The sequence below is a fragment of the Nostoc sp. UHCC 0252 genome (genome assembly GCF_034931145.1).
Lineage (GTDB): Bacteria > Cyanobacteriota > Cyanobacteriia > Cyanobacteriales > Nostocaceae > Nostoc.
This window is the reverse complement of record NZ_JAYGHE010000046.1, coordinates 33696-38196: the sequence shown is the minus strand read 5'-3', so window position 1 is coordinate 38196 and position 4501 is coordinate 33696. Positions and strand designations below refer to the sequence as shown.

The window sequence follows — 4501 nt, the reverse complement described above, 5'->3', positions numbered from 1 at the left end:
GCGATTGCTTCGCTTCACTCGCAATGACGGGGCATATTATTAGATGTCTCTCAGTTTTTATAGTAAAAGGTGCGTTAACCTTTGGCATAACGCACCCTACGAAAAAATATGTATCAGGGTTTTGTGAAGAAATAGTCTGCTCTATTTGTGAATAGTTTCCCGTTCTTTCTTAACAGGTTCCTTATCTTTGAACAAATCAGCTGCTGTTAAGAGTAATTCTCGCAATGTTTGTTTGATTTGACGCTCTTTTCTTGCTAGAGATGTACCAGCTTCTCCTAGTTTATCTTCTAGCTGCGATCGCTTCTCTCCTACCTGCACAGCCATAGATTCGGCTTGGGGACGGGCTTTATCATACCAGTGTTTAGCCTCGTCTAGATAATCCTGAACTTCCATATTACGTCCGCCATAGCGTGCAGCTAAGTTAGCGCGAACAATGGCTAGCTGCGCTTGCAGTTGCGCGTAACGTTTCTTTAACAATCCTGCTTCTTCACTATCTTTAAGGGCATTGACAGCAGAATCAATAGCAGTTTTAGTACTAGCTGGTTTTTCCTTACCTGTCTCTTCAATCTCTGCCAAAATTACATCAACCTCTTGCTGGAGTTGTTCTTCTTCGCCATCCAGTTGAGCCTGTAGCCGCTTGATATCTGTTTGAGTTTTAGCAATGCTTTCGTGTCTTTTGCTATTAATCCCTTCCAGCGCTCCTTCAATGGAAGCTGTCACTTCATCCTTAAGTTCGCCACCTTTTTCTTGGAAGTTTTCAATTACAGCAGAAACAGCATCTTTAACAAGGCTACGAAGTTCAGTAGAACCTTGTTTAAACTCAGAACCTACTTGAGAAACTGCCGATTTAACAATTTCTCTAATCCGCTCAGTTCTTAACTGTCCGGTTTCTTTAGCTTGTTGCAGGTCTGCTTGAATTTGTTGTTTGATATTGTTAGGCATTTTCAACTCTTGAAATTTAACTAATTGGGATAAAAATTTCTAGAAATGTTCTTACATATATATTATGACGTAGCAAAATTAGGCTTGGTACTTCCTTTAGATAGAAAATTACAACCCTAAAGAGATGATATTGAGAACTTGGGAGAAAGCCGAAATCTTCCTAAATTTATTTAAAAAATTTAATATTAACGAATTTTTTCTTGTATTACCTATATCGAAAAAATATTTTTATCTTTGTTTATAAATCAACTTACTTGCTCTAAACCATGAAAGCAGAGGAAATAATTCCTTGCTTTTACCTCCTGCCTCCTACCCTCTGCCTTGCTGGAGGTAAGATGTTACCTATTTATGAGATGATGAATATTTAGTATTAGTAATTGAGAAGGAAATATGTGGCTAGTAAATATTACTTGTTCGACTGATGCTTGGAAGCTTCATGGTACTGATTTTAAAGCGATCGCAGAAAAGTACAAAGGCGAATTGGTTAGTTCCAAAAAAATGCCAGATGGTAAACGCATCATGTCCTATAAAATTGAGGATGTTAGCGATGCAGAAACCTTTCAAGAAGATTGTGCAAAATTGGCTGGATTTCTAACTGACTTTGAATCTTTATAGCATTACTTATGACATTTATATCTATAACCAGTAGATCAAAATAGGGAAAAGTCAATTGAAAAAGATACTCACATTAGTATTAGTAACATTTTTGTTATTAATCAGCACTTTTACTTTACCCGCGAGTGCAGGAGATACAGTCAACGGTGAACAAATATTTAGTGTTCAATGTGCCGGTTGTCATATCAATGGTAGTAACATTATCAGGCGAGGGAAGAATCTCAAAAAGCAAGCTTTGAAAAAGTATGGTATGGATTCGCTAGAGGCAGTTACATCTATAGTAACCAATGGTAAAAATAATATGTCAGCTTACAAAGAGCGTCTCACTGAACAGCAAATTCAAGACGTTGCTGCTTACGTTCTCGAACAAGCTGAAAAAGGCTGGCATTAGAGAGTTAGGAGACGCGATGAATCGCGTCTGTACAAGAGTTAGGAGCTAAAATTAGTAGTTATTAACTCTAGCAGTGCTAAATCATTCATAATAAAGTAGAAAAGTTAAAAGGCTGTAAAATCCGCTTGTCAACTTACTAATTATTAACTCTTCTCACTCCTAAACTTGAAAATGAACTTACCCACAGCTAGCCGTCTCCAATTCACTCCTGATTTGAATATCTGCCGCATCTTAAATGGGATGTGGCAAGTCTCTGGCGGACACGGACAAATAAATCCCCCAGCCGCCATTGAGACTATGTTCAAATATTTAGATGCAGGCTTTACTACTTGGGATTTAGCAGATCACTATGGCCCCGCAGAAGACTTTATTGGTGAGTTTCGCTGTCAATTAATTGATACTCGTGGAAAAGATGCTTTATCTCAGGTGCAAGCTTTTACAAAATGGGTTCCTCGTCCAGGCAAAATGACCAAAAAGCTGGTTGAGGAAAATATTGATATTTCCCTGAGAAGGATGAATGTGGAATCGTTAGATTTAATGCAATTCCATTGGTGGGAATATCAGGATAAAAATTACCTGGATGCCCTCAAATATATGGCAGAACTTCAAAATGAAGGGAAAATCAAGCATTTAGGTTTAACTAATTTTGACACGGAAAATCTAAAGATTATTACCGAAGCAGGTATCAAAATCGTTTCTAACCAAGTGCAATTTTCTCTGGTTGACCGCCGCCCCGAAGTTAGTATGGTACAGTTTTGTCAACAGCATGACATCAAACTTTTTACTTACGGTACACTGTGCGGTGGTTTGTTATCAGAAAACTATTTGGGCAAACCAGAACCGCGAGGATTTGATCTCTCTACGGCTAGTTTGAAAAAGTATAAAAATATGATCGATGCTTGGGGTGGTTGGCAATTATTTCAAGAGTTACTAGCCATCTTGAAGGAAATTGCTAATAAGCATAAAGTGAGTATCGCCAACGTAGCAGTTCGTTACATTTTAGATCAGCCAACGGTTGGCGGTGTGATAGTTGGTGCCAGACTTGGTGTATCTGAACATATAGAAGATAACGCCAAAGTATTTAGTTTTAGTTTAGATGATGGCGATCGCGATCGCATCATTGCCGTATCTCGCCAATCACGAGATTTATACCAGCTAATCGGCGATTGTGGCGACGAATATCGGCGATAATTATCAGCGAAAAATTGATGTTCACTCGTGCTTAAGACCAGGGATAAAGGCTAACGTCCCTGATTAAAATTACAGACCCCACAACCGATAGCGAGTCGTCAAGCGTCTTGAAGCAATTGATTCAGACACTCACGCGACTCGCTATTTTTGCACTATCCGCCAGGAGTACATAATTTTGACTCATAGCTCCTAAATTATGTTTAATGAATTTTTAAATCTGAGGTTGACTACAAAATGCAATCGTATTGTATTATATGACTATAAAAATTGATTGAGACTTGTTCTCAAAACAATTTATATAAATTCATAAACTGTAAACAATTCTTTAAACTAACATGAATTCTAACATCCAAGCAAGTACTGCACAAAAGTCTTCGATAATTTACGGAGTAAGCTTTGCGACTAGCAACAACTTTAATTCAGTTGATGCCAATGAAACGGCAGAAAATATTTCTAATCCAGCAGTAAAATTATTAAATACTGCCGAAGTAAAAAATATAGCCGATAAGACCCCTGAAATATCTCTAATATCTTTAGATATAGAAACTGGTGAAAACTTATCCCACTCGACAATTTCGACTAACATTGTTGAGAACCAACAAGCACTTACTAAAGCTGTACCTAAAGCCTTCTATCAGCAGCCTTACGAGCGGCTAACAAGTCTTAATACTCTATCTAACGGGACGTTCATTATTAGCTCTGTAGCACACACACAAGAAGGCAATTTTAGTCGCCTATTATTTATTAATAGTGACGAGTCTAGTCAAATTCAGAAATCTCTAAAAGTGTGGGGATTTAAACAAGAGGATAGTACTTTAGAAAATCTGCTAGAAACTGAAGATGGCAAGCTTGTGGGCATCATTAGTCTTAGAGGAGGTATTCCACCCTTTGAGTTAGTAACTATTGATTCCGAAACAGGGAAAGTAAATTATGATGAACTAGTTTTACCTGGACTGCTACCAGACCGACGCTATAGTAATCTTGCTCAATCTCCAGTTGATAGAAAAATTTATGCTGTAAGCATGGATCACGCGCATCCTGTGCATTTGGTGCAGTTAGATATGGAAAGTCATTCAGGAATCACTGGCAAACCACTAATTATTAAGTTGTCAGAATTACATTTCAATAATAAAGTTTTGGAAAATGACTTGCTCAGTTTAGCTTTTTCTCCATTAGGAAAATTATATGCAATTGCTAATGTTAATCGTGAGCCAATAAATTCTTTATTTACTGTAGATATCAACACTGGAGAGATGGTGTTTGTAAGGCAATTAGCAGTTACGAAAATTGCCTTTGCTTAATTATGAATGTTGAATAAGTACACCCGTAGGCGCACGGCATGTCCATTGGTGTCAACTTAAC

General features: G+C 37.7%; 5 protein-coding genes. 4 read left to right on the top strand and 1 reads right to left on the bottom strand.

The genetic code is table 11. The features are described 5' to 3' along the window. Positions 1-141: 141 nt before the first annotated feature. Positions 142-942, bottom strand: a complete 801-nt coding sequence (locus VB732_RS22730; protein ID WP_323233164.1) for a histidine kinase — start codon at positions 940-942, stop codon at positions 142-144. A gap of 390 nt (positions 943-1332) precedes the next feature. Between VB732_RS22730 and VB732_RS22725 the strand changes: the two genes are divergently transcribed. From VB732_RS22725 to VB732_RS22710, 4 genes are all read left to right on the top strand, one after another. After that, the gene (locus VB732_RS22725; RefSeq protein ID WP_323233163.1) at positions 1333-1557 is read left to right on the top strand and encodes a hypothetical protein; all 225 of its coding nucleotides are present in this window, start codon (positions 1333-1335) and stop codon (positions 1555-1557) included. Between the two features lie 55 nt (positions 1558-1612). Beyond that, entirely contained in the window at positions 1613-1948 is a 336-nt protein-coding gene (petJ, locus tag VB732_RS22720) for a cytochrome c6 PetJ (RefSeq protein WP_323233162.1), read from the top strand. A gap of 171 nt (positions 1949-2119) precedes the next feature. After that, positions 2120-3139: an aldo/keto reductase gene (locus VB732_RS22715; protein ID WP_323233161.1), complete on the top strand. Its 1020-nt coding sequence runs from the start codon at positions 2120-2122 to the stop codon at positions 3137-3139. A 335-nt stretch (positions 3140-3474) separates the two neighbouring features. After that, positions 3475-4440: a hypothetical protein gene (locus VB732_RS22710; RefSeq protein ID WP_323233160.1), complete on the top strand. Its 966-nt coding sequence runs from the start codon at positions 3475-3477 to the stop codon at positions 4438-4440. The last annotated feature ends 61 nt before the right edge of the window (positions 4441-4501 follow it).

Excerpts from the sequence above, each read along its gene's own strand:
- VB732_RS22710 (WP_323233160.1), top strand. The coding sequence starts at position 3,475 with ATGAATTCTAACATCCAAGCAAGTACTGCACAAAAGTCTTCGATAATT.
- VB732_RS22730 (WP_323233164.1), bottom strand. The coding sequence starts at position 942 with ATGCCTAACAATATCAAACAACAAATTCAAGCAGACCTGCAACAAGCT.
- VB732_RS22725 (WP_323233163.1), top strand. The coding sequence starts at position 1,333 with ATGTGGCTAGTAAATATTACTTGTTCGACTGATGCTTGGAAGCTTCAT.
- VB732_RS22715 (WP_323233161.1), top strand. The coding sequence starts at position 2,120 with ATGAACTTACCCACAGCTAGCCGTCTCCAATTCACTCCTGATTTGAAT.